The sequence below is a fragment of the Burkholderia sp. IMCC1007 genome (genome assembly GCF_027257875.1).
Taxonomy (GTDB): Bacteria; Pseudomonadota; Gammaproteobacteria; order Burkholderiales; family Burkholderiaceae; genus Burkholderia.
On sequence record NZ_JAPVQY010000069.1, the window covers coordinates 11,800 to 38,274 of the forward strand.

26 protein-coding genes and 1 tRNA gene are annotated in these 26,475 nt (G+C 66.3%); 18 read left to right on the plus strand and 9 right to left on the minus strand.

Annotation, left to right across the window (positions count from 1 at the left end; genetic code table 11):
* Window positions 1–24 precede the first annotated feature (24 nt).
* The 13 genes from fliP (at window position 25) to O1Q03_RS35090 (ending at window position 15,137) form a co-directional block, all read left to right on the plus strand.
* Window positions 25–786 (plus strand): flagellar type III secretion system pore protein FliP, encoded by a 762-nt coding sequence (gene fliP / locus O1Q03_RS35030; RefSeq protein WP_269509566.1) that lies wholly within the window; start codon window positions 25–27, stop codon window positions 784–786.
* A 19-nt stretch (window positions 787–805) separates the two neighbouring features.
* Window positions 806–1,078: a flagellar biosynthesis protein FliQ gene (gene fliQ, locus O1Q03_RS35035; protein WP_006750427.1), complete on the plus strand. Its 273-nt coding sequence runs from the start codon at window positions 806–808 to the stop codon at window positions 1,076–1,078.
* Between the two features lie 28 nt (window positions 1,079–1,106).
* Window positions 1,107–1,889 (plus strand): flagellar biosynthetic protein FliR, encoded by a 783-nt coding sequence (fliR, locus tag O1Q03_RS35040; protein WP_269509568.1) that lies wholly within the window; start codon window positions 1,107–1,109, stop codon window positions 1,887–1,889.
* Window positions 1,890–2,162: 273 nt separating this feature from the next.
* On the plus strand, window positions 2,163–2,657 hold the full coding sequence (locus tag O1Q03_RS35045; RefSeq protein ID WP_269509570.1) for a hypothetical protein: 495 nt from the start codon (window positions 2,163–2,165) through the stop codon (window positions 2,655–2,657).
* Window positions 2,658–2,662: 5 nt separating this feature from the next.
* The gene (locus tag O1Q03_RS35050) at window positions 2,663–3,187 is read left to right on the plus strand and encodes a hypothetical protein (protein WP_269509572.1); all 525 of its coding nucleotides are present in this window, start codon (window positions 2,663–2,665) and stop codon (window positions 3,185–3,187) included.
* Between the two features lie 183 nt (window positions 3,188–3,370).
* A complete protein-coding gene (locus tag O1Q03_RS35055; protein WP_269509574.1) occupies window positions 3,371–4,372 on the plus strand; it encodes an ABC transporter substrate-binding protein in 1,002 nt (333 codons plus the stop codon).
* A 112-nt stretch (window positions 4,373–4,484) separates the two neighbouring features.
* Window positions 4,485–5,282 carry an ABC transporter ATP-binding protein gene (locus tag O1Q03_RS35060; protein ID WP_269509576.1) on the plus strand — a complete coding sequence of 266 codons (798 nt, stop codon included), beginning with the start codon at window positions 4,485–4,487 and terminating at the stop codon, window positions 5,280–5,282.
* Window positions 5,283–5,340: 58 nt separating this feature from the next.
* Complete coding sequence (locus O1Q03_RS35065) at window positions 5,341–6,198, plus strand: ABC transporter permease (RefSeq protein ID WP_155623287.1); 858 nt, start codon at window positions 5,341–5,343, stop codon at window positions 6,196–6,198.
* Window positions 6,199–6,271: 73 nt separating this feature from the next.
* A complete protein-coding gene (locus tag O1Q03_RS35070) occupies window positions 6,272–7,639 on the plus strand; it encodes a sensor histidine kinase (RefSeq protein WP_269509578.1) in 1,368 nt (455 codons plus the stop codon).
* A 15-nt stretch (window positions 7,640–7,654) separates the two neighbouring features.
* Window positions 7,655–8,332 (plus strand): response regulator, encoded by a 678-nt coding sequence (locus tag O1Q03_RS35075; protein ID WP_269509580.1) that lies wholly within the window; start codon window positions 7,655–7,657, stop codon window positions 8,330–8,332.
* Between the two features lie 283 nt (window positions 8,333–8,615).
* Window positions 8,616–9,743, plus strand: a complete 1,128-nt coding sequence (locus O1Q03_RS35080) for a porin (protein ID WP_269509582.1) — start codon at window positions 8,616–8,618, stop codon at window positions 9,741–9,743.
* Between the two features lie 349 nt (window positions 9,744–10,092).
* Entirely contained in the window at window positions 10,093–12,111 is a 2,019-nt protein-coding gene (locus tag O1Q03_RS35085; protein WP_269509584.1) for a site-specific DNA-methyltransferase, read from the plus strand.
* The gene (locus O1Q03_RS35090; RefSeq protein ID WP_269509586.1) at window positions 12,111–15,137 is read left to right on the plus strand and encodes a type III restriction-modification system endonuclease; all 3,027 of its coding nucleotides are present in this window, start codon (window positions 12,111–12,113) and stop codon (window positions 15,135–15,137) included. The genes O1Q03_RS35085 and O1Q03_RS35090 overlap by 1 nt, the downstream gene beginning before the upstream one ends.
* Before the next feature lie 243 nt (window positions 15,138–15,380).
* On the opposite strand, the gene O1Q03_RS35095 is transcribed toward O1Q03_RS35090, so the two are convergent.
* From O1Q03_RS35095 to O1Q03_RS35120, 6 genes are all read right to left on the minus strand, one after another.
* The gene (locus O1Q03_RS35095; RefSeq protein WP_269509588.1) at window positions 15,381–15,749 is read right to left on the minus strand and encodes a hypothetical protein; all 369 of its coding nucleotides are present in this window, start codon (window positions 15,747–15,749) and stop codon (window positions 15,381–15,383) included.
* Window positions 15,750–15,936: 187 nt separating this feature from the next.
* Window positions 15,937–16,191 (minus strand): hypothetical protein, encoded by a 255-nt coding sequence (locus O1Q03_RS35100; protein ID WP_269509590.1) that lies wholly within the window; start codon window positions 16,189–16,191, stop codon window positions 15,937–15,939.
* Between the two features lie 36 nt (window positions 16,192–16,227).
* Window positions 16,228–16,533, minus strand: coding sequence for a hypothetical protein (locus O1Q03_RS35105; RefSeq protein ID WP_269509592.1), 306 nt, complete (start codon window positions 16,531–16,533; stop codon window positions 16,228–16,230).
* Between the two features lie 278 nt (window positions 16,534–16,811).
* Window positions 16,812–17,825 (minus strand): L-histidine N(alpha)-methyltransferase, encoded by a 1,014-nt coding sequence (egtD, locus tag O1Q03_RS35110; RefSeq protein WP_269509594.1) that lies wholly within the window; start codon window positions 17,823–17,825, stop codon window positions 16,812–16,814.
* Window positions 17,809–19,068, minus strand: coding sequence for an ergothioneine biosynthesis protein EgtB (gene egtB / locus O1Q03_RS35115; protein ID WP_269509596.1), 1,260 nt, complete (start codon window positions 19,066–19,068; stop codon window positions 17,809–17,811). Before egtB ends, egtD begins: the two co-directional genes overlap by 17 nt.
* Window positions 19,069–19,072: 4 nt before the next feature.
* Window positions 19,073–19,630, minus strand: a complete 558-nt coding sequence (locus tag O1Q03_RS35120) for a hypothetical protein (protein WP_269509598.1) — start codon at window positions 19,628–19,630, stop codon at window positions 19,073–19,075.
* Window positions 19,631–19,663: 33 nt separating this feature from the next.
* Here O1Q03_RS35120 and O1Q03_RS35125 point away from each other — a divergent pair, with 33 nt between their 5' ends.
* Together O1Q03_RS35125 and O1Q03_RS35130 are read left to right on the plus strand one after the other, a co-directional pair.
* Window positions 19,664–20,140 carry a carboxymuconolactone decarboxylase family protein gene (locus O1Q03_RS35125; RefSeq protein ID WP_269509600.1) on the plus strand — a complete coding sequence of 159 codons (477 nt, stop codon included), beginning with the start codon at window positions 19,664–19,666 and terminating at the stop codon, window positions 20,138–20,140.
* Entirely contained in the window at window positions 20,140–21,021 is an 882-nt protein-coding gene (locus tag O1Q03_RS35130; RefSeq protein ID WP_269509602.1) for a sigma-70 family RNA polymerase sigma factor, read from the plus strand. The genes O1Q03_RS35125 and O1Q03_RS35130 overlap by 1 nt, the downstream gene beginning before the upstream one ends.
* Before the next feature lie 168 nt (window positions 21,022–21,189).
* Here O1Q03_RS35130 and O1Q03_RS35135 read toward each other — a convergent pair.
* Window positions 21,190–21,266, minus strand: a tRNA-Val gene (locus tag O1Q03_RS35135).
* A 680-nt stretch (window positions 21,267–21,946) separates the two neighbouring features.
* On the opposite strand from O1Q03_RS35135, the gene O1Q03_RS35140 reads away from it, so the two are divergent.
* Window positions 21,947–22,285, plus strand: a complete 339-nt coding sequence (locus tag O1Q03_RS35140; protein ID WP_269509604.1) for a hypothetical protein — start codon at window positions 21,947–21,949, stop codon at window positions 22,283–22,285.
* A gap of 685 nt (window positions 22,286–22,970) precedes the next feature.
* Here the strand turns inward: O1Q03_RS35140 and O1Q03_RS35145 are convergent.
* Window positions 22,971–23,732 (minus strand): anti-sigma factor family protein, encoded by a 762-nt coding sequence (locus O1Q03_RS35145; protein ID WP_269509606.1) that lies wholly within the window; start codon window positions 23,730–23,732, stop codon window positions 22,971–22,973.
* Window positions 23,729–24,247 carry an RNA polymerase sigma factor gene (locus O1Q03_RS35150; RefSeq protein WP_269509608.1) on the minus strand — a complete coding sequence of 173 codons (519 nt, stop codon included), beginning with the start codon at window positions 24,245–24,247 and terminating at the stop codon, window positions 23,729–23,731. The genes O1Q03_RS35145 and O1Q03_RS35150 overlap by 4 nt, the downstream gene beginning before the upstream one ends.
* Before the next feature lie 156 nt (window positions 24,248–24,403).
* On the opposite strand from O1Q03_RS35150, the gene O1Q03_RS35155 reads away from it, so the two are divergent.
* Window positions 24,404–25,492, plus strand: a complete 1,089-nt coding sequence (locus O1Q03_RS35155; protein ID WP_269509610.1) for a catalase family peroxidase — start codon at window positions 24,404–24,406, stop codon at window positions 25,490–25,492.
* Window positions 25,489–26,022: a cytochrome b gene (locus O1Q03_RS35160; protein ID WP_269509612.1), complete on the plus strand. Its 534-nt coding sequence runs from the start codon at window positions 25,489–25,491 to the stop codon at window positions 26,020–26,022. The genes O1Q03_RS35155 and O1Q03_RS35160 overlap by 4 nt, the downstream gene beginning before the upstream one ends.
* Window positions 26,023–26,475: the final 453 nt, after the last annotated feature.

Here is a 26,475-nt window from a genome sequence, read left to right on the forward strand (position 1 = left end):
CCCTCTCTCCGTTCCTGCATTTCGATGAAACACGCATTCCTGCGCCGCGCGGCGCGCTTCGCGCCCGTGCTGATCCTCGGCCTCGCCCCCGCGCTCGCGTGCGCGCAGGCGGCCGGCCTGCCCGCGTTCAACACGAGCCCGGGCCCGAACGGCGGCACCACCTATTCGCTGAGCGTGCAGACGATGCTGCTGCTCACGATGCTGTCGTTCCTGCCGGCGATGCTGCTGATGATGACGAGCTTCACGCGCATCATCATCGTGCTGTCGCTGCTGCGCCAGGCGCTCGGCACCGCGACGACGCCGCCGAACCAGGTGCTGGTCGGCCTCGCGATGTTCCTCACCTTCTTCGTGATGTCGCCGGTGCTCGACAAGGCGTATACCGACGGCTACAAGCCGTTCTCCGACGGCGGGCTGCCGATGGAGCAGGCCGTGCAGCGGGGCGTCGCGCCGTTCAAGACCTTCATGCTGAAGCAGACCCGCGAGACCGATCTCGCGCTGTTCGCGAAGATCTCGAAGGCCGCGCCGATGCAGGGCCCGGAAGACGTGCCGCTGTCGCTGCTGGTGCCGGCGTTCGTCACGAGCGAGCTGAAGACCGGCTTCCAGATCGGCTTCACGATCTTCATTCCGTTCCTGATCATCGACATGGTCGTCGCGAGCGTGCTGATGTCGATGGGGATGATGATGGTGTCGCCATCCACCGTGTCGCTGCCGTTCAAGCTGATGCTGTTCGTGCTGGTCGATGGCTGGCAGCTGCTGATCAGCTCGCTCGCGCAGAGTTTCATGTGAGCGGCGGAGGAATCGCGCGATGACACCCGAACAAGTGATGACGCTCGCGCACCAGGCGATGATGGTCGGCCTGCTGCTCGCCGCGCCGCTGCTGCTGGTCGCGCTCGCGGTCGGCCTCGTCGTGAGCCTGTTCCAGGCCGCGACGCAGATCAACGAATCGACGCTGTCGTTCATCCCGAAGCTGCTCGCGGTGGCCGCGACGCTCGTGATCGCCGGCCCGTGGATGCTGACGACGATGCTCGACTACCTGCGGCAGACGCTGCTGCACGTCGCGACGCTCGGCGCCGGCTGACCGGCGCGCCAGGCCCGCTTCCCCGGCGATGTTCTCGGTTACCTACGCGCAGCTCAACGGCTGGCTGACCGCCTTCCTGTGGCCGTTCGTGCGGATCCTCGCGCTCGTCGCGACGGCCCCCGTCGTCGGTCACGCGTCGGTGCCGGTGCGCGTGAAGATCGGCGTGGCCGCGTTCATCGCGCTGGTCGTCGCGCCGACGCTCGGTGCGATGCCCGGTGTCACCGTGTTTTCCGCGCAGGGCATCTGGATCATCGTCACGCAGTTCCTGATCGGCGCGGCGATGGGCTTCACGATGCAGATCGTGTTCGCGGCCGTCGAGGCGGCCGGCGACTTCATCGGGCTGTCGATGGGGCTCGGCTTCGCGACCTTCTTCGACCCGCACACGAGCGGCGCGACACCGGCGATGGGCCGGTTCCTGAACGCGATCGCGATGCTCGCGTTCCTCGCGGTGGACGGCCACCTGCAGGTGTTCGCGGCGCTCGCCGCGTCGTTCCAGTCGCTGCCGGTGTCCGCCGGCCTGCTGCACGCGCCCGGCTGGCGCACGCTCACCGCGTTCGGCGCGACCGTGTTCGAGATGGGGCTGCTGCTCGCGCTGCCGGTGGTCGCGGCGCTGCTGATCGCGAACCTCGCGCTCGGGATCCTGAACCGGGCGGCGCCGCAGATCGGCATCTTCCAGATCGGCTTTCCGGTGACGATGCTGGTCGGACTGTTGCTCGTGCAACTGATGATCCCGAACCTCGTGCCGTTCGTGTCGCACCTGTTCGACATGGGGCTCGATGCGATGGGGCGGGTGCTGCTGGGGTGGCGCTGACACTGACGCGGCAATACTCGTCGGGCGCGGCAGGGTTTTCGCGCTGCATGCTCGTTTTTCGAACGTGTCTGATTGCGTTGGGCGTTCGCGAAAAATACGCTGACGGACTCATCCAACGGAACGAGCCTCGTCGAGGGCCGATCATCCAGCATGCTCTACACGGGTACAGAAGCAGCACACGTATGGCGTGGTCGCGCGCCAGTATCTCCTGCCTGGTTCGAAATTCGGCCATCGACTCTGCCAATTCATGCGGAGCCGCTGTTCGACAGTCGATTGGACGCCATCATCGGATACCGTGCGGAAACCGGTGGTGTCGCATGTATCTACGATCTCGACGGCACGTGCATTTCGGTCACCGAGAAGCCGCTCGAAGCGCCGCTCATCGATCCGGTCGATGCGATTTTCATTGTCGGTGCCGTGTGGCGATCCGGTGCCCGTGCGATGGCGAAGATCGGTGGGTATGGTATTCACGCGATCATCGGTCGGTCCGCATTATCCGGCCTCAGAACCCGCTTCGCTGCGTCGTCAGGCAAGCAACTGCGCTTCGCCGCCATTCCGCTCGCACATATGCAAGAGCCTTGGCGCTTCGTGCCGGTTCACATTCTTCGACTTGCCATTCGTCATGGCAAACGCATGCCGGATCCCAAAGGACACCGTGGCATCTTCCAGTACACTGCACCGATGACGCACCGAGGTGTTCGCTATCAACTCGACGTCGTCGTTCGGGAAAGCGATTACACGGTGCTGCATTTCGTCTACAAGCGTTAGCCAATATGACCGGGATCATCGTTCGTGCCACGCCGCTCGCTGCGCCGGCGACCGCCCGCATGCAGTGGGATGAGGACAGCTTCACGCTCTCCTGCGATATTCGCCATGCGCCGGATGATCGGCCGGCACGGCCGTCCGTTCTCCGCGACCGACTTGACGACCAGTTTGGCCTGCAGCCCGAAACCCGTCACGTCATCACCGCCGGCAGCTTGACGCTCACGCTCGACGACGCGGGCCGCTTGTGTTCGTTCGACTTCTATACCAACGCCGATCGCTGGCAAAAAGCCGATCCGCCGCCGCCGATTCCCGTTTCGCCGCATACGCCGAGCTTCAGCGCCGCGTTTGACGCGCTCGGCCGTGCGAGCGTCCGCGAACCGGCGGTCGCCTATGACAGCGCGGCACGCTGCCTCTCCCTAATCTGGCAAGACGATGCGTCGATCAGATACGCGATCGCACCGAATCTGTCGGTTGCCGCCACGCCGGACGGGAATCTGGCCCGCATCGACCTTGGCGGCATCGCACCGCTTTAACAAACCGCCCGCTTCCCACGCCCCCTTCGCGCCCCGCACCGGCTCGCCGCCCGGAAATTGCTGGAAAACCCCTAAACGAATCGCTACCCCGCGAAAGGTAGCGGAAGGTTTCGCGTCCCTATACTCGGTGCTGACGATGCAGCAAGCATCGCGCCATACGAATACAACGAAGGAGACGACCCGATGCGACCCATCCTGCGCACCCTCGCCGTTGCAGCCAGCCTCAGCTGCGCGCTCGCCGCTCACCCCGCTTTCGCCGACGACGGCAAGATCACGATCATGGTCGGCGGGATCGCGAAGCTGATCTACCTGCCCGCGCGGCTCACGCAGGAGCTCGGCAACTTCAAGGCCGAAGGGCTCGACGTCGAGCTGCTGTCGCAGCCGGCCGGCGTCGATGCCGAGAACGAGCTTCTGGCGGGCGCCGTGCAGGGCGTCGTCGGCTTCTACGACCACACCATCGACCTGCAGAGCAAGGGCAAGGACGTGAAGGCGATCGCCGTGTTCGGCCAGGTGCCGGGCGAGGTCGAGATGGTGTCGACCAAGGCCGCGCCGACCTTCAAGTCGATGGCCGACGCGAAGGGCAAGACGCTCGGCGTGACGGGCCTCGGCTCGTCGACGAGCTTCCTCACGCAATACCTCGCGCTGCAGCACGGGGTGCCGTCGACGCAGTACACGATGCTGCCGGTCGGCGCCGACGCGAGCTTCATCGCCGCGATCAAACAGGGCCGCATCGACGCGGGCATGACGACCGAGCCGACGGTATCCGCGCTCGAGAAGATGGGCGACGCGAAGGTGCTGGTCGACCTGCGCACGCTGGAAGGCACGCGCGCGGCGCTCGGCGGCACCTACCCGGCCGCGAGCCTGTACGTGCAGTCGGCCTGGGCCGATTCGCACAAGGCCGAAGCCACCAAGCTCGCGCACGCGTTCGCGAAGACGATGCAGTTCATCCACACGCACAGCGCCGACGAGATCGCCGCGAAGATGCCGGCCGACTACCAGAAGGACAAGGCGCTGTACGTGTCCGCGCTGAAAGCGTCGCTGCCGATGTACACCGCCGACGCGAAGATGCCGGCCGACGGCCCGGCGACCGTGCTGAAGGTGCTGTCGGCGTTCAACCCGTCGGTGAAGGGCAAGCACATCGACCTGGCGCGCACCTACACCAACGATTTCGTGAACGCGAAGTAAGCTGCAGCGCCGGCGGCGGCGATCCCGCCGCCGAGCGTGCCCCGTTCCGGCCCGGTTGACCGGCCCGGCGGCGCCACGACGCGACGCCCTCCTCACCCGCAGGACGAATGCAATGAACCAGGCAGTTTCCCCGAGCACACCGGCGATCGAGTTTCGCAATGTGTCGTGCCGCTTCATTTCGCCGGAAGGCAAGGCCACTGTCGCGCTGCGCGACTTCAGCATGAGCGTCGCACGCGGCGAGTTCATCGCGATCGTCGGGCCGACCGGCTGCGGCAAGTCGACGACGCTGAACCTGATCACCGGGCTGCTCAAGCCCGCGGCCGGCGAAGTGCGCGTGATGGGCCGCCCGGTCGACGGGATCGACCCGCGCATCGGCTTCGTGTTCCAGGCCGACGCCGTGTTCCCGTGGCGCAACGTGATCGACAACGTCGCGGCCGGCCCGCTGTTCCGCGGCCGCTCGAAAGACGTCGCGTACGCGCAGGCCGAAGAATGGATCCGCAAGGTCGGCCTCGACAAGTTCACGAAGCACTACCCGCACCAACTCTCCGGCGGGATGAGGAAGCGCGTCGCGCTCGCGCAGACCTTCATCAACCAGCCGGAAATCCTGCTGATGGACGAGCCGTTCTCCGCGCTCGACATGCAGACCCGCACGCTGATGCAGGACGAGCTGCTGCAGCTGTGGTCGGCGAACAAGGGCTCGGTCGTGTTCGTCACGCACGATCTCGAGGAGGCGATCGCGCTGGCCGATCGCGTGTTCGTGCTGACCGCACGCCCCGCGACGCTCAAGCGCGTGTACGAGATCGACCTGCCGCGCCCGCGCGTCATGTCGGACGTGCGCTACGACGCGCGCTTCATCGAGATTTCCAAGGACATCTGGCACGACCTGCGCGAAGAAGTGCAGATCGGCTGACGCATACGCCGCACGCAAGCCACGGCAAGCCATGGCAACAAACAGCAAGGACAGGAGCATGACCGACATGACGCTTCCCCCCACCGCCATCCCGGCGACGTCGCTCGAGGACGAGTCGCGCGCCGCTCAAACCCGGCTGCGCCGCCGCCGGCAACTGATCATCGGCCTGCGGATCGCCGTGCTCGTCGTCGTGCTGGGCGGCTGGGAGCTCGCCGCACGCCTGAAGTGGATCGATCCGTTCTTCTTCTCGCAGCCGACGCTGATCTTCGCGCAGATCCAGGACTGGTTCGTCAACGGCACGTCGCAAGGGCCGCTGCTCACGCAGGTCTGGGTGACCCTCGAGGAGACCACGATCGGCTTCCTGATCGGCTCGGTCGCCGGCGTGATCTGCGGGATCGTGCTCGGCCGCAACAAGCTGATGGCCGACGTGTTCGGCCTGTACATCCAGATCGCGAACTCGATTCCGCGCGTCGTGCTCGGCTCGGTGTTCGTGATCGCCCTGGGCCTCGGGATGGCGTCGAAGATCGCGCTGGCCGTCGTGATGGTGTTCTTCGTCGTGTTCGGCAACGCGTTCCAGGGCGTGCGCGAAGCCGACCGCTACCTGATCGCGAACGCGCAGATCCTCGGCGCATCGCGCCGGCAGATCACCACGTCGGTCGTGATCCCGTCCGCGCTGAGCTGGATTCTCGCGAGCCTGCACGTGAGCTTCGGCTTCGCGCTGGTCGGTGCGGTCGTAGGCGAATTCCTGGGTTCCAAGCAGGGCATCGGCCTGCTAATCTCCACCGCCCAGGGCGCGTTCAACGCGAGCGGCGTGTTCGCGGCGATGATCGTGCTGGCCGTGGTCGCGCTGGCCGCCGACTACCTGCTGACCTGGCTCGAGAAGCGCTTGCTGAAGTGGCGCCCGGCCGCGTTCTGAGCGCTGCCCGCATCGGATGACACGCCCGAACCGCGCCGGCCGCCCCGGCGCGGTTCGGCATTGAGGAGAAGGAATGGCGCACAGCCTGCGCGGGCGGCTCCTGTGGTGGCTGCTGCTGCCGCTCGCGGCTTTCGTGCTGATCGCGGGCGCGATGTCGTACGACACCGCGCGGCGCACGGCCGGGCTCGTGCAGGACAGCGCGCTCGTCGCGTCCGCGCGCACCATCGGCGAGGACGTCGAATGGCGCAACGGCATGCCGGCCGCGGACGTGCCGCCCGCCGCGCTGGAGATCTTCGAATCGCCGTCGCGCGATTCGGTGTTCTACAAGGTGATCGACGGCCATGGCCGGCTGCTCGCGGGCAATCCGACGCTCGACGTACCCGCGCAGCACGGCGTCGAGCCGACGCTGTACGACACGTCGCTCGACGGCGTGCGGCTGCGCGCGGTGGCCTACGACCGCCAGCTATACGACGAGGGACAGGTCGAGCCGGTCACGGTGATCGTCGCGAAGACGACGCGTTCGCGCGACGCGATGATCGCGACGATCTGGCGCCCGCAGCTCGTGCGCCTGTCGCTGATGCTGGTCCTCGCGATCGTGCTCGTCTATCTCGGCCTCACGCTCGAGCTGCGGCCGCTGATGAAGCTGAAGGACGACGTCGCCGATCGCGGGCCGATGGAGCTCGAGCCGATCCGCCCCGAGCGGCTGCAGCACGAGTTGCGGCCGATCGTCGACGCGATCAACCAGTGCATCGCGCGGCTGAACACGCATACGGCCACGCAGCGCCGCTTCATCGCCGACGCCGCGCATCAGTTGCGCACGCCGATCGCGGTGCTCGACACGCAGATCCAGTACGCGCAGCAGCGCGAGCGCGACGATCCGGAGCTCGCGTCGGTGCTCGACAGCATGCAGCGCAGCAGCCGCAAGATGGCCGACGTGACCGACAAGCTGCTGCTGCTCGCGCATGCGGAGGCGACGCCGTCGACGCTGCTCACGCATCGCGTCGATCTCGCGGCCGTGGTGTCGAGCGTGCTGGAGGAGACGATCGTGCTCGCGCAGCGGCGCGACATCGATCTCGGCGCGGATCTCGGCGAGCGGCTCGACGTCGCGGGCAGCGACAGCCTGCTGACCGCGCTGGTGATGAACCTCGTCGACAATGCGGTGCGTTACACGCAGCCGGGCGGCTGCGTGACCGTTGCCGCGCAACGCCACGGCGACACGATCGTGCTCGACGTGATCGACAACGGCCCGGGCATTCCGGCCGAAGCGCGGCCGCACGTGTTCAAGCGGTTCTACCGCGTGTCGGCCGACACCGAAGGCTCGGGCCTGGGCCTCGCGATCGTGCGCGAGATTGCGCAGGCGCACGGCGGCAGCGCGTCGCTCGCGCCGGGGCCGGGCAATCGCGGTATCGTCGTGACCGTGCGGCTGCCCGCCTATGATTGAAAACGTGATGCCGTCATGAAACTTCTATTGGTCGAAGACAACGCCGAACTCGCGCACTGGATCGTGAACCTGCTGCGCGGCGAGGATTTCGCGGTCGACTGCGTCGGCGACGGCGAGCGTGCCGATACCGTGCTGAAGACCGAGCGCTACGACGCGGTGCTGCTCGACATGCGGCTGCCCGGCATCAGCGGCAAGGAGGTGCTCGCGCGGCTGCGGCGCCGCAACGACAACGTGCCGGTGCTGATGCTGACCGCGCACGGCTCGGTCGACGACAAGGTCGACTGCTTCGGCGCGGGCGCCGACGACTACGTGGTCAAGCCGTTCGAATCGCGCGAACTGGTGGCGCGGATCCGCGCGCTGATCCGCCGGCAGGCCGGCGTCGGCACGACCCAGCTCGTGTGCGGCGATCTCGTCTACGCGTTCGGCACGCGCGAATTCCGCTGCGGCGACGCGGTGCTCGCGCTGCGCCGCCGCGAACACGCGATCCTCGAGACGCTGATGCTGCAGCAGAACAAGACGGTGTCGAAGGCGCGGCTGATGGACAGCGTATTCGCGCTCGACGACGAGCCGAGCGCCGATGCGATCGACATCTACATCCATCGGCTGCGCAAGCATCTGGCCGGCAGCACGGCCGAGATCATCACGCTGCGCGGGCTCGGCTACATCCTGCGCGCGAAGAGCGTGCAGGAATGACGCGGCGCGCTCCCCGCCTTCGCGAATCCATTCGCACGACAAATCGTTCCTGAAAACCCGGCGGCCGGCCGTCCAGCCGGCGTCCGTTCGCCTGCCCGATCCCGCGATGATTGCGCGTTCGGTGTTTTCACCGATCCGATTCTTTCCTCCGGGAAAGCGGCGTGAAGGATTGCACCCTCTACGATGCTATGCGTCGGCCCTCTCGCTGGGGCCGCCAGGAGTCGGCATACATTACGTAGTGCCAACGACAAGATTTCAATGCGGCAGCTCGGAGGAGACGATCTTGAAACGAAAAACCCTTGCCCTTTCCATCGCGGCGGCAGGCCTGTGCGCCGGCCAGGCACATGCGCAATCGAGCGTGCAGCTCTACGGCCTGATGGACCTGAGCTTTCCGACCTACCGGACTCACGCCGATGCGAACGGCAATCACGTGATCGGGATGGGCAACGAAGGCGAACCGTGGTTCAGCGGCAGCCGCTGGGGCCTGCGCGGAGCCGAAGACATCGGCGGCGGCACGAAGATCATCTTCCGCCTCGAAAGCGAATTCGTCGTCGCGAACGGCCAGATGGAAGACGAAGGCCAGATCTTCGACCGCGACGCATGGGTGGGCGTCGAGGACGAGCGCTTCGGCAAGCTGACGGCCGGCTTCCAGAACACGATCGCGCGCGACGCATCGGCGATCTACGGCGACGCGTACGGCTCCGCGAAGCTGACGACCGAGGAAGGCGGCTGGACCAACTCGAACAACTTCAAGCAGATGATCTTCTACGCGGCCGGCCCGACCGGCACGCGCTACAACAACGGCGTCGCGTGGAAGAAGCTGTTCAGCAACGGCATCTTCGCGAGCGCCGGCTACCAGTTCAGCAACTCGACCTCGTTCGCCACCGGCTCCGCGTACCAGGCCGCGCTCGGCTACAACGGCGGACCATTCGCCGTGTCGGGCTTCTATAACCACGTGAACCACAACGGCTTCAGGAACCAGACGTTCTCGGTGGGCGGCGACTACACGTTCAGCATCGTGCGCCTGAACGCCGGCTACTTCCGCTACAACGGCGACCAGGGCCCGCTCGGCCAGCGTCACGACGATTCGTGGACGGTGTCGATGAAGATCGCGCCGAAGGGCCCGCTCGACTACGAGCTCGGCTACCAGCAGATGCGGATCAAGAACGCCGCGAACAACGCGGACGGCTTCACGCCGAATGCGAACCTCGGTGCGTTCAGCCTGACCAACGGCGTCGCCAACGGCTTCAAGGAGACGATCTACGGGTCGGTGTTCTATCACCTGAGCAAGCGCACCGAGGTGTACCTGGCCGGCGACTACATGAAGCTGCACGGCGGCTACACGGTGTCGTCGACGTTCGGCGCGAAGAACCAGCTCGAACTGACGTCGGGCATCCGGACGCGCTTCTGACCTGACGCGGTCACCCGGGCGGGGCCCGTCGGGCCCTGCCGCACCCTCCATCCGGGATTTCTCCATGCGGGGCACGCCGGCGCCGGGCGCCGAACGTGCCCTTTTTTTCGTCGTTGCCGCGGCGGCGCGAAGGGCCCGCGACGCGGCCGTCGGCCGCCCGTGCGACAACCGGCCCGAACCCGCTTGCGGCCCGTCCGGCGGGCGATCGCGGCCGATGCGCGCCCGCTCGGCTCACATCGGCCCTTGACCTGCGCCGACCGACTCGCTAGCGTTTCGGGTTTGCCCGGGTGGCCATTGCCGCCGGAGCCGTGAGTGCGCCCGACGTCCTGGCGCACGCGGCCGGGTTCCGATGGAAAAAACGATGCAGAAACTCGATGCGGCGAGCCCGCAGGCGATGTCGACGGATTTCACCGCCGACAACGTCGCGCGCCTGAAGGCGCTGTTCCCCGAACTCGTGACCGAAGGCCCGGACGGCGCGTCGGTTGACGTCGACGTGCTGAAGGCGCTGGTCGGCGAACGCACGGTCGGCGACGCCGAAGAGCGCTACGGCTTTCACTGGCACGGCAAGCGCAGCGCGCGCCAGGCCGCGCTCACGCCGTCGACGGGCACGCTGCGCCCGTGCCCCGGCGACAGCGTCGCGTGGGACGACACGCGCCATCTCGTGATCGAGGGCGACAACCTCGACGTAATGAAGCTGCTGCACAAGAGCTACGCGGGCAAGGTGAAGCTCGTCTACATCGACCCGCCGTACAACACCGGCAGCGACTTCGTCTATCCGGACGACTTCAGCGACAGCATCCGCCACTACCTGGCGATGACGGGCCAGACCGACGCCGGCGTGAAGCGCAGCACCAACACCGAGGCGAACGGCCGGTTCCATACCGACTGGCTGAACATGATGTATCCGCGCCTGAAGCTCGCGCACGCGCTGCTGTCCGACGAAGGGCTGATCGCCGTGCACATCGACGAGCACGAAGTGCATGCGCTCGTGCTGATGCTGCGCGAGATCTTCGGCGAGGAGAACGAGCTCGGTGTGGCCGTTTGGGACAAGCGCAATCCGAAGGGCGACGCGCGCGGCGTCGCGTACCAGCACGAATCGCTGGTGCTGTTCGCGCGCAACGCCGAGACGCTGCTCGAGCAGGCGCCGCTCAAGCGCCCGAAGCGCAACGCGCAGCGCATGCTCGACGCCGCGCACGACGCGATGTACCGCAGCGGCAACGCGAAGGACGCGCAGAAGGCATACCGCGCGTGGATGAAGGCGCAGACCAACCTGTCCGGCGGCGAAGTGATGTACGACCGGCTGTCGGAAGATGGCCGCGTGTACCGCCTCGTGTCGATGGCGTGGCCGAACAAGAAGAAGGCGCCGGACGAGTATTTCACGCCGCTGATCCACCCGGTCACCGGCAAGCCGTGCGCGATGCCGGCGCGCGGCTGGCGCAATCCGCCCGCGACGATGCAGGCGCTGATCGAGCGCGGCCAGATCGAATTCGGCCCGGATGAAACCACGCAGCCGCAGCGGATCTACTACCTCGACGAGAACATGTACGAGAACGTGCCGTCGGTGCTGCCGTTCGCCGGCTCCGACGACGCGCTGCTCAAGACGCTCGGGATCCCGTTCGACCTGCCGAAGCCGGTCGACTTCGCGGCCGCCGTGATCGGCTGGTGCACGCGCGGCGACGACATCGTGCTCGACTGCTTCGCCGGCTCCGGTTCGACCGGCCATGCGGTGATGCAGGTGAACGCGACCGACGGCGGCGCGCGCCGCTACATCCTCGTACAGCTGCCCGAGGCGCTCGACCGCCGCGACAAGACGCAGGCCGCCGCCGCCGATTTCTGCGCGAAGCTGAAGAAGCCGCTGACGCTCGCCGAAATCACGAAGGAACGCCTGCGCCGCGCCGCGCAGCAGGTCGCGCGCGACTATCCGGAAAGCTATGGCGATCTCGGTTTCCGCGTGTACCGGCTCGACACGACCAACGTGATCGAGTGGGACCCGCGCCGCGACGACTTCGACCATGCGCTCTTCGCATCCGTCGAACACGTGAAGACCGGCCGCACCGAGGACGACCTGCTCGCCGAGCTCACGTTGAAGCTCGGCCTCGACCTGTGCACGCCGGTCGAGCATCACCAGGTGGCCGGCAAGACGGTGCACCTGATCGGCCGCGCGATCGTCGCGTGCTTCGATGCGCGCGTTTCGCGCGACGACGCGGGCCCGCTCGCCGACGGCATCGTCGACCTGCTGGACGCGACCGGCGCGTCGCGCGACGTCACGTGCCTGTTCCGCGACAGCGGCTTCGTCGACGACGTCGCGAAGCTCAATCTCGCCGCGCTGCTCGAACAGCACGGCGTGAAGCGCGTGCGGAGCCTGTGATGCGGCTGCATTTCGAAGCGGATCTCGACTACCAGCGCGAGGCGATCGACGCCGTCTGCGACCTGTTTCGCGGCCAGGAATCGTATCGCGGCGACTTCAGCGTGCTCGCGAACGCCGCGCCCGGCACGACCGCCGCCGCACAAGGCTCGCTCGGTTTCGCGGTATCGGAGCAAGGCGTCGGCAACCGGCTGTCGCTGACCGACGACGCGCTCGCGCGCAATCTCGCCGACGTGCAACTGCGCGGCGGCCTGCCGCCGTCCGGCCTGCCCGGCTCGCGCGACTTCACCGTCGAGATGGAGACCGGCACCGGCAAGACCTACGTGTACCTGCGCACGATCTTCGAGCTGAACCGCCGCTACGGCTTCACGAAATTCGTGATCGTCGTGCCGTCGATCGCGATCAAGGAAGGCGTGCACAAGACGCTGTCGATCACCGAGGATCACTTCCGCGCGCTGTATGCAGGCGTGCCGTACGACTACTTCCTGTACGACTCCGCGAAGCTCGGCCAGGTGCGCCACTTCGCGGCGAGCGCGGCGATCCAGATCATGGTGATGACGGTCGCCGCGATCAACAAGAAAGAGATCAACAACCTCTACAAGGACAGCGAGAAGACCGGCGGCGAGAAGCCGATCGACCTGATCCGCGCGACGCGGCCGATCGTGATCGTCGACGAGCCGCAAAGCGTCGACGGCGGCCTCGAAGGGCGCGGGCGCGAAGCGCTCGCCGCGATGGCACCGCTCTGCACGCTGCGCTATTCGGCCACGCACGTCGATCGCCACCACATGGTGTACCGGCTCGATGCGGTCGACGCGTACGAGCGCAAGCTCGTCAAGCAGATCGAGATCGCGTCGGCGATCGTCGAGGATGCGCACAACAAGCCGTACGTGCGGCTCGTCGGCGTGTCGAACCGGCGCGGCGCGATCAGCGCGCGCGTCGAGCTCGACGTCGCGACCGCGGCCGGCGTGAAGCGCCAGATCGTGTCGGCGACCGACGGTGACGATCTCGAGCGGCTGACCAAGCGCGCGCTGTATGCGGGGCTGCGGATCGGCGAAGTGCATGCGGTGAAGGGCGCCGAATACGTCGAGCTGCGTCATCCGGAAGGCGAGGCGTTCCTGTCGCTCGGCGAGGCGTTCGGCGACATCGACACGCTCGCCGTGCAGCGCGAGATGATCCGCCGCACGATTCGCGAGCATCTCGACAAGGAGCTGCGCCTGGCCGAACGCGGCGTGAAGGTGCTGTCGCTGTTCTTCGTCGATTCGGTCGAGCGCTATCGCCGCTACGACGAGAACGGCGTGCCCGTGAAGGGCGACTACGCGCTGATCTTCGAAGAGGAATATGCGCGCGCGGCGCGCGTGCCGGCCTACCGTGCGCTGTTCGACGGCGTCGACATCGCGCTCGAGGTCGAACGCGCGCACAACGGCTACTTCTCGATCGACCGCAAGGGTGGCTGGACCGACACGAGCGAGAGCAGCGCCGCCGCCCGCGAGAACGCGGAGCGCGCATACGGCCTCATCATGCGCGAGAAGGAAGCGCTGCTGTCGTTCGACACGCCGCTGAAGTTCATCTTCTCGCACTCCGCGCTGAAGGAAGGCTGGGACAACCCGAACGTGTTCCAGATCTGCACGCTGCGCGACATCCAGACCGAACGCGAACGCCGTCAGACGCTCGGCCGCGGGCTGCGCCTCGCTGTCGACCAGGACGGCGAGCGCGTGCGCGATCCGGGCGTGAACACGCTTACCGTGATCGCGACCGAGCGCTACGAGTCGTTCGCCGAGAACCTGCAGAAGGAAATCGAAGCCGACACCGGCATCCGTTTCGGGATCGTCGAGGAACACCAGTTCGCGGCGCTGCCGGTGCAGGAAGGCGACGGCCCCGCGCATGCGCTCGGCATCGAGCTGTCGCGCGTGCTGTGGACGCATCTGCACGAGCAGGGCTACGTCGACGCGCAGGGCAAGGTGCTCGACCGGCTGAAGGATGCGCTGCGCCAGAGCGCGCTCGTGTTGCCCGAAGCGTTCGAGACGCTGCGTGCGCCCATCGTCGCGACGCTGCGCAAGTTGTCGGGCCGCTTCGCGGTGCGCAATGCGGACGAGCGCCGCGCGATCGCATTGCGGCGCGACGCGTCGGGCAAGGCGGTCGTGTTCGGCGACGACTTCCGCGCGCTGTGGGACCGCATCCGCCATCGCACCGTGTACAGCGTCGAGTTCGACAACGCGAAGCTCGTGCGCGACTGCACGGCCGCACTGCGCAGCGCGCCGGACATCGCGCGCGCGCGGCTGCAATGGCGCAAGGCCGAGATCGACATCGGCAAGGCCGGCATCGAAGCGATCGAAGTGGGCGGCGCGGGCACCGTGCTGATCGACGAAGGCGAGCTGCCGCTGCCCGATCTGCTCACCGAGCTGCAGGACCGCACGCAGCTCACGCGCCGCTCGCTCGCGACGATCCTCGCCGACAGCGGCCGGCTCGACGATTTCCGCGTGAATCCGCAGCAGTTCATCACGCTCGCGGCCGATGCGATCAATCGCTGCAAGCGGCTCGCGCTGGTGGCGGGCATCGCGTATCGCAAGCTCGGCGAGCGCCACGTGCATGCGCTCGAATCGTTCGAGAGCGAGGCGCTGACCGGCTATCTGCGCAACCTGCGGCCCGATGCTCGGAAGTCGATCCACGAGGCCGTCGTGTGCGAAACCGATGCGGAACGCGCATTCGCCGACGCGCTGGAAGCGCACGACGGCGTGAAGCTGTATGCGAAGCTGCCCGCGTGGTTCCGCGTGCCGACGCCGCTCGGCAGCTATCACCCGGACTGGGCCGTGCTCGCGGAGCAGGACGGCGGCGAGCGGCTGTACTTCGTCGTCGATACGCCGAATGCGGACGGCGATGTGTCGAGCGAGCACGAGCGTGCGAAGCTCGCGTGCGGCGAAGCGCATTTCCGTGCGCTGGTGGACGGCGACGGTGCGGCGCGCTTCGTGCGGGTCAGGCAGGCCGACGCACTGTTCGAACCCGCGGCGCGGCGGGCCGGCGCCGGGCGGTAAGACGATGGGCGGCGACGAGCCGCCCTTTTTATTGGCAGGATCGACCTTTGTCGATGGTGGTCAGTACCCCCGCGTCGCTCTTTCCATCCGCGTGAAAGCAAGCCGTATTCTCGCGTGCGTGCGACGCCGTTACAGCTGGTTGCAAATCGGGTCGGCACGATGTTTTCGCTGGCCGGCCACGTTGCGTTTTCACCATGAAAAAAGGGCGCCGAAGCGCCCTTCTCCTGCATTCACCGGCTGCGCTTACAGCGTGCGGCCGAACGCGTTGCGACGCGAATGATGCGTGGACGTCGACGCATGCGCGGTATGGCCATGCGCGTGCGTGTGACCCCGGCCCGGCTGTGCGCCGGCTCGGTCGGCGATCGTGTCCGAGCGGTCCGCCGCGCGCGACAGGCCCTTGTCGCGGTCGCCCGCATGCATGCCGTTCGAGTTGCTCAGGGCCTGGCCGCTCATGTGGCCGCCGGACATGCCGCCCGCGTTGCCGCCCGACCCGCCCGCGCCATGACCACCACCGTTGCCCCCGCCGTTGCCGCCGGCCGCCGCATAGGCCGACACCGAGCCGAGCGCGAGCAGCGCGGCCGTCAGGACCGACAGATATCGTTGCTGTTTCATCTTGTGCTCCCTCGAGCGCGTTTGTGTGACTGCATTCTATGAACGCGCAAAATTCGCGCCGCACGACGTTGTAAATGATCGTAACAACGGATGCGGGGTGCATTCGCAGGAACGATCCGGAACAGGCATGAACACGGGAACGACGCACCGGAGCGACGCCACGGCATCGCCCCGGTGACGAGGTCGCTTACTGCGCGGGCTGCCCGCCCTGCGCCGCAGCCTTGTGCTGCGCGGCCTGTTCTTGCGCGTGCTTCTTCGCCATGTGACGGCCGACGATACAGCCGCCGACCGCGCCGACCACGGCGTGGTGCCCCGCATAGTGGCCGGCCACACCGCCGACCACCGCACCCTTCATGCAGCCCGCCGCGTGCGCGCTGCCGATCGTTGCGAGCGCAACCATAGTGGCGGCGGCACCCAGCCTGACGGATCGAACGGGCATCATGTTTTCACTCTCCTGTTGGGCGATCAACCGGGCCGCTTAGTCCCAGCGGCCGCCACGCCAGCCGCCGCGATCTCGCCATTCGTGCTCGCGCCATTCATGCCGGCGCCATTCGCGTTCGCGCCATTCACGCTGACGCCAGCCGTCGCCGCGCCAACCGTCGTCGCGATAGCCGACCGGCGCATACACGACCGGCGGAGGCGGCGCCACGTAGACGGGCGCCGGCGCCGTGTAGACGCCCGGCACGCCGATGCCGACCGCCAGGTCGACGTGGGCCGATGCGACGCCCGACGCCGCCAGCGCCGCTACACCGAGAACTGCACCGAGAATAAGTTTCTTGCTCATTTCGCGACTCCCTGCACGTATCGTGCGTCATGTGACTACGGTTCGGAGTGTAGGCACCGCACACTGACACAGGTGAAACCGGTATGCGAGACAGGTAACGGACGTTTACGGGCACCCGCAAAGCCTTGCGGGACAAGGAAGAGGCCGTGCTCGAAACACCATTGCAGCGATGCATCGGGCCGGTAGAAACGGGAATTTCCGGCACCAAGCCGGGCGGGCGGAGCAAACAAGCGAACCGCCCGCCCCTTCGCGACGCGAGCGATTCGCAACCGCACACGTTACGCGCGGATATCGTCGACGCTGCGCAGCCAGTGCACGCTGAACAGGTTGTCCGCGTCGGTCCACACGGTATCGGGCTCGAACCCGGCGCGGCGCGCGATCGCATGGAAGCCGTCGATCGTGAACTTATGCGAGTTCTCGGTGTGAATGCGCTCGCCGGCCTCGAAGCGGAACGCGTGGCCGCGCACGTGCACCGTCTGCGCGATGTCGCTGACCAGATGCATCTCGATGCGCTGCCGCTCGGCGTCGTAGAACGCGCAATGCGAGAACGCGTCGACATCGAAATCCGCGCCGAGCTCGGCGTTCGCACGCACCAGCAGGTTCAGGTTGAACTGCGCTGTCACGCCCTGCGCGTCGTTGTACGCGTGATGCAGCGTGCGCGCGTCCTTCACGAGATCCGCGCCGACCAGCAGCCCACCGCCGCGCAACAGGCGCGCCGCATCGCGCAGGAATGCGTCGGCCTCCTCCGGCGAGAAGTTGCCGATCGTCGAGCCCGGGAAGAAGCCGATGCGCCGCCGCGGCGTCTCGGTCAGCTCGGCCAGTTGCTCGGCCTTCGTGTAGTCCGCCGCGATCGGCGCGACGTCGAGCCACGGATACGCGTTACGCAGCCGCGCGGCCGCGCCGTGCAGATAGTCGGCCGAAATGTCGATCGGTACGTAGCGCGCCGGCGCGTTCGCGTAGTTGTCCGCGCATGCGTCCAGCAGCACGCGGATCTTCTCGAGCGAACCCGCGCCGAATTCGACGATGTCCGCATGCGGGCCGACACGCTGCACGATCTCGGCCGCGCGATCGCGCAGGATGCCGAGCTCGGTGCGAGTCGGGTAGTACTCGGGCAGTTCGCAGATGCGGTCGAACAGCGCGGAGCCGGCCGCATCGTAGAAGTATTTCGGCGGGATGCTGCGCGGCGTGCGCGACAGTCCGTCGATCAGGTCGCGCTCGAACGCGCTCGGCCGCGAATCGCGGGCGGGTTGCAGGCCACCTCTCGTGGCCCTGAGGTCAGGCGTCTCGCGCAAGTCGCACCCCCATGAATTGCCAGCGCGCGGCCGGCGGAAAGAAATTGCGGTACGTCGGCCGTGCGTGCCCCGGCGGCGTCGCGATGCTGCTGCCGCGCAGGACCTGCTGGCCGACCATGAACTTGCCGTTGTACTCGGCCGCGACACCCGCGAGCGGCCGAAAGCCCGGATACGGCTCGTAGGACGAACGTGTCCACTGCCAGACGTGCCCGAGCATCTGCTGAATGCCGTCCAGGCCGAAGGCGGCCTCCCATTCGAATTCGGTCGGCAGGCGTGCGCCCGCCCATTCCGCGTACGCGGCCGCTTCGTAGAAGCTCACGTGACACACCGGCGCATCGGGTGCGAACGATTCCACGCCGTGCACGCCGAACGTGCGCCATGCGCGCGCGGTGCCGTCACCGGCGCCGGCACCGGCACCGGCACCGGCACCGTCGTGATCGTCCGGGATCCAGTACGCGGGCGCTTGCCACCCTTCCCGCTGCACCGTTGCCCAGCCGTCGGACAGCCAGTATTCGGGACGCGCGTAGCCGCCATCCGCGATGAACGCGGCGAATTCCGCATTCGTCACGAGACGGTTCGCGATCTCGCAAGGCTGCACGAGTGCCGTGTGACGCGGCCGTTCGTTGTCGAACGAGAATGCGTCGCCGTCGTGGCCGATCTCGACGAGCCCGCCCGCCTGATGCAGCCAGCGCAACGGGCCTGCGTCGCCCGCGGCCAGCGCCGCGTGCGTATCGGCGCCGTTGCGCGGCCGGAACGCCGGTTTCAGCGGATTGCACGAGAACGCGTGCAGCATGTCCGTGACGAGCAGTTCCTGGTGCTGCTGCTCGTGATGCAGGCCGAGCTCGATCTCGGGCGCGATCGCTGCGAGCAACGTCGGGGCGGCGCTCGCGAGCGCGTGCAGCATCGCCGCGTCGACGTGCTGCCGGTATGCATGCACTTCACCCAGCGACGGACGCGTGAGCAGCCCGCGCTGCGGGCGCGGATGGCGCGGGCCGAGCGCTTCGTAATAGGAATTGAAGAGGAACTGGAACGCGTCGTCGAACGGCGCGTAGCCGGGCACGCGGCGCATCAGCACGACGGTTTCGAAGAACCAGGTCGTATGCGCGAGATGCCATTTCACCGGACTCGCGTCGGGCATCGACTGCACGGCCTGATCTTCGGCGGACAGCGTCGCGGTCAATGCGACGCTATGGGCGCGCACGTCCTGGTAACGGCGCTGAAGCTGGGATGCAAGGAGGCTCATCGGTTCACCGTCCACGTCGCGATTCGCTGCGTTGCGTTGCCGGAAAAAGGAAAGCCTTGCGCTGGGATGCGCGCGGCTGACGTGCGACCTTCGGTGCTGCGTCGTCGGGCAACCGGCGCGCGCGCCGGGCCGCTGATGCGGCGTCACTACGTCTGCCCGTGCAGAACAGTATGGTCCAGAAATGTGACCGTCGCGAATCGGATTTAGGGTGAAACAAAACAGAAAGAAAATTGAAAGTATCTGCCATGAGGCGCGCCGGTGTGACGAATGGCCGGACGCGCATGCGCGGCGGGGCTGCGCCGAGGGTCGCAACGCGCATGCCCGCCGGTTGCGCTGCTGACGGCAGGTGACATTCGCGCCGCGCCCGTGAAAGCCGCGCGATGCGGCTTCGTCCGACGAACGCAGTCATGCCGTCGATGTCGGCCGCCGTGATCCACATAGGGTGATCGCGGCCGTCGACGCGCTGCTCAACCGCTCTGCCCTTCGCGCAGGACCAAACTTTTCTCGTGGCTTTGAAAATTTTTTGCGTCGATGTCACACGCGCGGGGTGCTCGCTCGTCATATCACCGGAACCCACACGAAAGGAGAAGGCACCATGACTGCGAAACTCAATCCGTTTGCCGCCGCGCCCGCGCTGATGAAGAGCTGGATGACCGTGTCGGCCGCCGCTGCCGGGAGCCTCGAGCCGACGTTGATCGAGCTGGTCAAGATCCGCGCGTCGCAGATCAACGCGTGCGCGAACTGCCTTAACATGCACACCGTCGAGGCGCGCGAGCAAGGCGAGACCGAGCAGCGCATCAACCTGCTGGCCGCGTGGCGCGAAGCGCCCTGCTACACCGACCGCGAACGCGCGGCGCTCGGCTGGACCGATGCGCTCACGCGGCTGTCGGAAGGCCATGGCGCGCGCGACGCCGCGTATGCCGCGCTGAACGATCACTTCAGCCAGGAGGAACAGGTGAAACTCACGCTGATGATCAACGTGATCAACGGCTGGAACCGGCTTGCCGTCGGCTTCGGGCTGTGGATCGATCCGGCAGAAGCGAAGGCCGCTGCCGCGAAGATGGTGGGCTGATGACGAGCGTCGATCCGGCTGCAGGCAGCGCCGAGGACCGGGCCGACGCGGCGGCGAGCTTCGATCCGCTGCGTCGCACGCTGATCCGTGTCGCGTACCGGATGCTCGGTTCCGTCGCGGATGCCGAGGACATGGTGCAGGACGCATTCATCCGCTGGATGGACGTCGATCGGACCGAGGTGCGCGTGCCCGAGGCGTTTCTACGCCGGATGGTGATGCGCATGTGTCTCGACCAGCTGAAGTCGGCACGACACCAGCGCGAGACCTATATCGGCCCGTGGCTGCCCGAGCCGCTTGTCGACGAAGATGAACAGGAGGACGTCACGCTGCCGCTGATGCTCGCGCTTGAACGGCTGTCGCCGCTCGAACGCGCGGCGTTCCTGCTGCACGACGTGTTCGGCCTCGAGTTCGACGAGATCGCGGCCACCCTCCAGCGTGAGCCGGCTGCGTGCCGGCAGCTCGCCGCGCGGGCGCGCACACATGTGCGCGATGCGCGACCGCGGTTTCACGTCGAGAAGCAGCGCGGAATCGAGTTGGCCGAGGCGTTCTTCGCGGCGTCGCGCAGCGGCGACATGCGCGCGCTCGGCGCGATGCTCGCCGAGGATGTGAGCCTGCATTCGGACGGCGGCGGCAAGCGTACGGCCGCGGGCAAGCCGGTGTTCGGCTTCGAGCGCGTGATGAAGGTGCACGAATACCTGGCCCGGCTGTTTGCCACGCACGCGTCGAAGCTCGTGCGGGCCGGCTTCATCAACGGGTTGCCGGGGTTCGTCACGCTGGAAGCCGACGGCGAACTGCAGACCACGGCGCTCGAGATCGACGACGGGAAGATCATCGCGATCTATGTCGTACGCAATCCTGACAAATTGAAGCACCTGCATTGAGTGGAGTGCGGTGCCGTTCGGGGAACCTGCAACGCATCGGGGCTGCATGCGTTGTTTCGGCCGCAAAAAGAAAAACGCCACGCGATGTTGCCGCGTGGCGTTTGTATGTTTGGCGAGCCGGATTGCCTGTAGGCAATTCGCGCTGCCGGACCCCTTCATTTTGTTCGTTGGTAGGCTCGATTGGATTCGAACCAACGACCCCCACCATGTCAAGGTGGTGCTCTAACCAACTGAGCTACGAGCCTAAGAAGCCGCGAATTATAGAGAGGGTTTTGGAGGAGCACAAGCCCCTTCGTGAAAATTTTTTGAATCGGCTGCGTGCGGGCGCTGGCGATCGATGTTGCGCGGCGCGGCCGCGGACGTCGGCTTCACGTCTTCGCGTCACAGCAAAACGTGTCGACGCGCTGTGAGGTTATCCACATTCGCCTCTGGATAACCGTCCGGGAAGCCTCTGAATTCACAGTGGAACGATTGAGGATATGTCGGGCGGCCGGCGAATCGACGAAAAGTTGTTCTGTGCTCCACAGAGCTTTTCGTCTGCATTGCCTGTGGTTATGCATTCCGCTTCGGGCTGAAAATTCAGCAGGTTACGGAGGTTATCCACTGTGAGGCGGCGCGCTTGTTAACTATCACTACGTATATATACGAACTACGTTAACACCTTTGGATAAGCACAGTCCGTCGACTGTGATCCGGGCGGGATATGCACCGCGTGCGACGGATGGACAACCGGATCGGCAGGCTGTGAGGCCTGCGGTCGATCGGTGAAGGCCTGGTCTGTAGAATCGCGGGCATTCGCGATCCGACGAGCAGCCGACATGACGTTCGCAATCCCGGTTGACTGGCAAGGAGGCGCGGTGTGCGCTGACCGCGCGCGTGTCGAGGTCGGTAACGGCAGACGCTTGAGTGAAGATGTCCTGCGCCTGTGTCCATCGTCCGTGCAGATATCGCCGAACGGAACGATGCGATGCGTTATCGCGTCTCGGAGCTGATCGCCTTCGGTGGCCGCACAGGCGAATGCCTGGTCTACATGGCCGAAGGACGGCTGACGAGCAACGCGATCCTGTTGGACGCGATTCGCTTCCTCGATGCGAGCAAGCATCACAAAGTCGAAGATCGTCCGGTCGATTGCGAAGTCGCGCGCGCTGACGGTGGTAAGCAGGCATCTCACAGCGGCGCGCCTCGAATCGTGCTCATGGGGAGCCACGGTGTTTCGCCACGATCCCGTGCGAGGTGCTTTGAGTTTCGAGTCGCGATCTCGTGACGACTGAATCATCTGAGCAAAAGCGATGACGTATCAGGTGATGAAGACGTCGCCGGGTATCGCCGCACGCATCCCGCCACGACGGTAGTTCGATCCTGGCGAACTCATTAGGGGCTCGCTCGATCGCGCTGACGCGCAAGCCGCGGGCGCATTGCAATGGCTGTGGGCAACCACCGCAAATCCGAGCGAAAACGCTGTGACACGCTCACAGCCCGCGTGCATCGGCCGTTTCGCGATACACGCAGATCCGACGCGTTCCGCTATTCGTACCGCGCTTCATGTTGAAAAGTTTGTTGATAATCCTGCACCGGAATCAATCAAAAGCCTGTGCAACAAGCGCGTGAGTGTTCCGAGCGCCGATGATTTCATCGCGCCGCGAGGCCCATATGGCGGGGCTTTGAGCGTTTTGAAGCGGTGAGGCGATCAACGTGCGGCCAACCGACCACAGTAACGTTCGAAATGTGGATATCCCGCGGGCAAATTCACTCGAAACGCTGTGGCAGGCAAAGGTGAGGGCGCGGATGCTCGTTCAAAACATCGGCTTGCCTATCTGATGTGGACAAGCGGCTCAGAATCAACTTCAAACGCTGTGCGCTCGAACGGTGAGCGGGGCACGCCGATCGCCGGCAGCCCCTTACAACGACGCCTGCAGGCGGCCGTTCGGCGAGGCCGCGCATCGTATCACTTACGTCTGCGCGTCAAGCGCCTGCACAACCGCCTTCTCCCCAAGACTATCCGCCGGCCCGACCACCGCAAAATTCATCCCGCGCGCGGATCCATACCGCGCCAGCAACGCGCCATCCACGCGTTGCCCGGCCGGCAGCAGCCGGTGTTCCGATTCCGCCGGCCGTAGATAGAAGCTCAGCGTCCGCCCCGTATCGTCCTGATAGAGCACCATTGCGGCCGTGGCTCCGCTGTCCGTCGTAAACAACCGTCCGCCGACCGGCCTGAACCCCGCCGTGCTCAAATCCGGCAGCTTCGCCGACGCGCCGACGCGCCTGGTGAGCCACCCCTGCAAATCTCCCGCACCGGTCGGCCGGTAATCCACCTTCGCCGTCTGATCGACCACCATCATCCGGTAAGCCTCGATCGCGTCGCTCATCGGCGCGATGGGCGGCGCTGCGTTCCACCCGCGTGCCTGCCACCCGCCGAAAGTCCCCAGCCCGATGCAGAGCACGAACGAAGCCGCCATCGCGAACCGCATCCGCGTGCGCTCCGCCCGCCGCGCCCGAATCGCGGCCGGGTCGAGCGCAGAATTCTCGCTGGGCATCCGCACGCTCTCCAGCGCGGCGCGCAACCGCTGCGCATCCTGCTGCCATTGCTTCACCTGTTCCGCGGTCTCCGGATGCAGCGCGAGATATCGTTCGACCGCGGCGCGCGCATCGTCGTCGAGCTGGCCGTCGACATAGGCCTGGAGATCGTGTTCGTCTGGGCGGAGGTCGTTCATTTCATCAATCGAAGGGAAGGAGCGGGAAGCTCGCCGTCGCTGAGCTGGCGCAGCGCCCGGCGCGCGCGGGAGAGTCGCGACATCACCGTGCCGATCGGCACGTCGAGCAAGTCAGCGACTTCCTGATACGTGAAGCCCTCGACCGCGACGAGCAGCAGCAGGCTGCGCTGCTCTTCGGACAGATGGCCGAACGCTTCGAGCGTCGCACGCGCGGCCACCTCGCGTTCGGCGGACGGCCAGTGCGGCTCGTCGTCGGTGCGGATCCGGCCCAGCAGCCACGCATAGCGTTTCGCGCTGCGTTTGCCGTCGAGAAACTGCCGGTAAAGGATCGTGAAGAGCCAGCTGCGCAACGATGCGTCTTCGCGGCGGCTCGCCCAGCGCGACAGCGCGCGCTCGAGCGTCGACTGGACGAGATCGTCGGCCGCATGGACGTCGCGCGCCAGCCAGAGCGCGAAGCGCCGCAGCCGGGGGATGAGTTCGCGCAATGCGTCGTCGTCGAGGGCGTTTGAGGGCATGGCCGGGCCGTAGCCGAAAGGCGTGGAGATGCTGCGTAGGACGCCGGTCGGCGCCGCTTATTCCGTCAGCATACGAAAAGTTTCTTCATGGAATAAAGCGGCGCGGGTGGCGTCCTACGTGTGTTCGACAATGATCTGACGATCGGGAGTGCATCCATGAAGCAATCATCCTCTTCTTCGCCGCCGCGCGAGCCCGGCCGCGGGTGGTGGCGCTGGGCCGTGATCGGCGGCGCGGTGGCCGGCGTGGCCGTGGCGTTCGGGTATGTCGGCGGCTGGCTCGCGCCGGCGCGCCTGACCCCGCACCGGCTCGTCGACGCGCTGCAGACGGCCGGCGGCGAGCATCCGGGCTTTCGGCGCAATCACGCGAAGGGCGTGTGCGTGACCGGTTACTTCGAAGGCAACGGCGCCGCGAGCGCGTATTCGGTCGCGCCGTTCTTCAAGGCGGTGCGCACGCCGGTGGTCGGCCGGTTCGCGCTGCCGGGCGGCAATCCGTATGCGCCCGACAGCAGCGTGCCGATCCGCAGCCTCGCGCTGAAGCTCACCGCGCCCGATGGCCAGCAATGGCGGACCGGGATGAACGCGATGCCGGTGTTTCCGGTGGCGACGCCGAAGGCGTTCTATGCGCAGTTGCTCGCGACGAAGCCGGATCCGGCGACGGGCAAGCCCGATCCGGCGAAGGTGAAGGCATTTTTCGGCACGCATCCGGAGACGGCCGCCTTCCGCGAATGGGTGAAGGGTGCGAAGCCCAGCGCGAGCTACGTCACCGAAAGCTATTACGGGCTTAACGCGTTTTACTTCGTCGACGCGGCGGGCAAGCGCCAGGCGGTGAGGTGGCGCGTCGTGCCGGAGCAGACGGCCGGCGCCGCGGACGTCGCGACGGCCGCCGATCCGAACGTGTTGCAGAAGGACGTGACGCGGCGCATCGCGGACGGTGCGCAGAAGTGGAAGCTGCTCGTCACGCTGGCGGAGCCCGGCGACCCGGTGGACGACGCGACGAAAGTCTGGCCCGCGCAGCGGATGACGATCGATGCGGGCACGCTCGTGCTCGATCGCGTGGAGCCGCAGGACAGCGGGCCGTGCCGCGACGTGAATTACGACCCGACGGTGTTGCCGCAGGGGATCCAGGTGTCGGGGGATCCGTTGCTGGCGGCGCGGTCGGCGGCGTATGCGGATTCGTATCTGCGCAGGACGAGTGAAGAGGCCGGCGTGGCCGGTGCGGCGCGATTGAGTGCGGAGGGACGATGATGAAGTCTGCTACGACGTTTGGCTTGCCGGCGAGGCTGCTGCATTGGGTGATGGCCGCGATGGTTCTCACGATGCTGTTCGTCGGCGTGGGGATGGTGGCGTCGGTTTCCCGACGGCATGATTTCCTGGTGGCGCTGCACAAGCCATTGGGGATCGCCGTGCTGGTGCTGGTTTGTGTGCGGATCGTGGTGCGGCTTTCCTCGAAGCCGCCGGCGCTGCCTGCCGATTTGCCTTGGTGGCAGAAGGTTGCCGCGCATGGCTCGCATCTGGTGCTGTATGTGCTGATGCTCGCGATGCCGCTGATCGGGTGGGCGATGTTGTCGGCGGGCGGATATCCGGTGACTTTGGGGGGCGGCGTGCAGTTGCCGGCGCTGATTTCCGCTGATCCAGTGGCGTTTGCCTGGCTCCGGGTCGCGCATCGGGTGTTGGCCTACCTGTTCTTCGCGACGTTCCTCGCGCACTTTGCCGCTGCGCTGTATCACGGGTTGATCCGGCGGGACGGGGTGGTGAGGGCGATGGTGGGGAGGTGAGCGGCGGAGCGCTGCGCTCGATGCGGCGGAGTTGCTCACGGACTACCGAGGGCGGTTCTGCCGTATCGCTTCCATGATCACCGGGGGCGGCTCAACGGACTTCGTTAAGCCTTTTCAAAATAATTTCACAAAAGGCTTGCGGAGACGGAGGCGGGTGCTTAGAATCACGCCTCTTTCGCGCTAACGGAAACACGGCGCGGGAGGGAAGAAGGGAAGCGGTGCGGTCGAGGTTGCTGTCGAGCCTTGGCGCACAAGGAGTTGAACCCCAACCGTCGCAACGAAGTAGTTAAAAAAGTTGTTGACGAGTTGAAAAAGACGGTTCATAATTTCGCTTCTCTGCTGCTGAAAACGCAGCGCTGCTGAGAAACACGAAGTTCCTCGCAGACATGCTCTTTAAAAATTAACAGCCGATAAGTGTGGGCGCTTGATGGCAGCGAGCTGATCCTCGGATCA

What these genes read in the sequence shown, in the direction of transcription:
- fliP (WP_269509566.1), top strand. Translation starts at nt 25, where the DNA reads ATGAAACACGCATTCCTGCGCCGCGCGGCGCGCTTCGCGCCCGTGCTG.
- fliQ (WP_006750427.1), top strand. Translation starts at nt 806, where the DNA reads ATGACACCCGAACAAGTGATGACGCTCGCGCACCAGGCGATGATGGTC.
- fliR (WP_269509568.1), top strand. Translation starts at nt 1,107, where the DNA reads ATGTTCTCGGTTACCTACGCGCAGCTCAACGGCTGGCTGACCGCCTTC.
- O1Q03_RS35050 (WP_269509572.1), top strand. Translation starts at nt 2,663, where the DNA reads ATGACCGGGATCATCGTTCGTGCCACGCCGCTCGCTGCGCCGGCGACC.
- O1Q03_RS35055 (WP_269509574.1), top strand. Translation starts at nt 3,371, where the DNA reads ATGCGACCCATCCTGCGCACCCTCGCCGTTGCAGCCAGCCTCAGCTGC.
- O1Q03_RS35060 (WP_269509576.1), top strand. Translation starts at nt 4,485, where the DNA reads ATGAACCAGGCAGTTTCCCCGAGCACACCGGCGATCGAGTTTCGCAAT.
- O1Q03_RS35065 (WP_155623287.1), top strand. Translation starts at nt 5,341, where the DNA reads ATGACCGACATGACGCTTCCCCCCACCGCCATCCCGGCGACGTCGCTC.
- O1Q03_RS35070 (WP_269509578.1), top strand. Translation starts at nt 6,272, where the DNA reads ATGGCGCACAGCCTGCGCGGGCGGCTCCTGTGGTGGCTGCTGCTGCCG.
- O1Q03_RS35075 (WP_269509580.1), top strand. Translation starts at nt 7,655, where the DNA reads ATGAAACTTCTATTGGTCGAAGACAACGCCGAACTCGCGCACTGGATC.
- O1Q03_RS35085 (WP_269509584.1), top strand. Translation starts at nt 10,093, where the DNA reads ATGGAAAAAACGATGCAGAAACTCGATGCGGCGAGCCCGCAGGCGATG.
- O1Q03_RS35090 (WP_269509586.1), top strand. Translation starts at nt 12,111, where the DNA reads ATGCGGCTGCATTTCGAAGCGGATCTCGACTACCAGCGCGAGGCGATC.
- O1Q03_RS35095 (WP_269509588.1), bottom strand. Translation starts at nt 15,749, where the DNA reads ATGAAACAGCAACGATATCTGTCGGTCCTGACGGCCGCGCTGCTCGCG.
- O1Q03_RS35100 (WP_269509590.1), bottom strand. Translation starts at nt 16,191, where the DNA reads ATGATGCCCGTTCGATCCGTCAGGCTGGGTGCCGCCGCCACTATGGTT.
- O1Q03_RS35105 (WP_269509592.1), bottom strand. Translation starts at nt 16,533, where the DNA reads ATGAGCAAGAAACTTATTCTCGGTGCAGTTCTCGGTGTAGCGGCGCTG.
- egtB (WP_269509596.1), bottom strand. Translation starts at nt 19,068, where the DNA reads ATGAGCCTCCTTGCATCCCAGCTTCAGCGCCGTTACCAGGACGTGCGC.
- O1Q03_RS35120 (WP_269509598.1), bottom strand. Translation starts at nt 19,630, where the DNA reads ATGACGAGCGAGCACCCCGCGCGTGTGACATCGACGCAAAAAATTTTC.
- O1Q03_RS35125 (WP_269509600.1), top strand. Translation starts at nt 19,664, where the DNA reads ATGACTGCGAAACTCAATCCGTTTGCCGCCGCGCCCGCGCTGATGAAG.
- O1Q03_RS35130 (WP_269509602.1), top strand. Translation starts at nt 20,140, where the DNA reads ATGACGAGCGTCGATCCGGCTGCAGGCAGCGCCGAGGACCGGGCCGAC.
- O1Q03_RS35145 (WP_269509606.1), bottom strand. Translation starts at nt 23,732, where the DNA reads ATGAACGACCTCCGCCCAGACGAACACGATCTCCAGGCCTATGTCGAC.
- O1Q03_RS35150 (WP_269509608.1), bottom strand. Translation starts at nt 24,247, where the DNA reads ATGCCCTCAAACGCCCTCGACGACGACGCATTGCGCGAACTCATCCCC.
- O1Q03_RS35155 (WP_269509610.1), top strand. Translation starts at nt 24,404, where the DNA reads ATGAAGCAATCATCCTCTTCTTCGCCGCCGCGCGAGCCCGGCCGCGGG.
- O1Q03_RS35160 (WP_269509612.1), top strand. Translation starts at nt 25,489, where the DNA reads ATGATGAAGTCTGCTACGACGTTTGGCTTGCCGGCGAGGCTGCTGCAT.